Origin of the sequence: Okeania sp. SIO2B9 (assembly GCF_010672505.1) — a bacterium.
Classification (GTDB): Bacteria; Cyanobacteriota; Cyanobacteriia; order Cyanobacteriales; family Microcoleaceae; genus Okeania; species Okeania hirsuta.
Map to the genome: position 1 here is coordinate 1 of NZ_JAAHGK010001822.1, position 1,021 is coordinate 1,021.

The following is a 1,021-nucleotide window of genomic DNA, read 5'->3' on the forward strand; positions in this document are numbered from 1 at the left end:
AATTTACAATTATTCCAAAAATGGTAAGCATACTATCACACACGCTACTTAATCTTTTGTTTATAGTAGTCGAAGGAAAGGTTAAGACAGATCAAAAGTTTAAGACTCAGGCAACGCAATATTTTTCCTGATTCTTTCTTCTGCTATACAAACTATTCTCTAAACAAAAAGAACCTCTTAGTTATGAGGCTCTCTTTTAACTTTTCAAGGTTCGTGCAATAAAGTATAGATTGAAAGTTGGTTAAAAAACTGTTTGCTACCTCAATTAGAGCCGGGAGACATTATTATTATTGATAATGCCAGTTTTCATCAAGGGGAGTCTATCAGAGAAATTGTTGAAGAGGCAGAATGCGAAATCTGGTATTTACCACCTTATTCACCAGATTTGAATAAGATAGAGAATTGGTGGGCTGTCTTAAAAACATGGATGAAACAAAGACTTAAAGAATTTGAGACTGTAGGAGAATGTGTAGACGCCGCGTTCAAAAACTGTCCTAATGTATGTGTGTAGTGTTGTATTACTTTCAATTTGATTGATGCAGTGCTAACAACAAGAACTACTATATTATTGTTTCTGAGCAAGAATTATAGCACTTTTGAATGTGTCTTCTAAAGGAAAAAAGTATTTCAAGAAAAAATTTGCTTTATCAAGTTGTACTTTGGTAATTGGGGCTAAAATTTGAGTTAGCCAACCAGAATTAACCCCCCAATTATGCACATGATATAAATCAGTAAACTTTACTTTTTCTTCACAGATTTCTTGAGCTATAATAGCAAATCCATATTTTTCTAATAAAGATTCTAATTTCTTTTCATTCTTAGGAATTTTCACATTATCATCTGTAGAAATCTTGGAAAAGCCATAAAATTTATTTATTAAATTTCCTATATTAGCAAGTATCTGAAGATTTTTAAAAGAACCAAGTGTGGAAGTAGCAATGGAACACAAACCTCCAGAGGTTAAAATTTTTGAAGCTTTAGAAATAATGATTTCTGGTTCCACATAAGCCATCATAAAATA

At 31.6% G+C, this 1,021-nt stretch carries 1 protein-coding gene and 1 pseudogene; one reads left to right on the forward strand and one right to left on the reverse strand.

The features are described from left to right. Nucleotides 1-190: 190 nt before the first annotated feature. Nucleotides 191-511 (forward strand): annotated as a pseudogene (locus tag F6K13_RS34715) (transposase); the annotation flags it as partial. Nucleotides 512-565: 54 nt separating this feature from the next. On the opposite strand, the gene F6K13_RS34720 reads toward F6K13_RS34715, so the two are convergent. Next, the coding region (locus F6K13_RS34720; protein ID WP_287290189.1) for a hypothetical protein at nt 566-1,021 on the reverse strand (456 nt) is incomplete at its 5' end.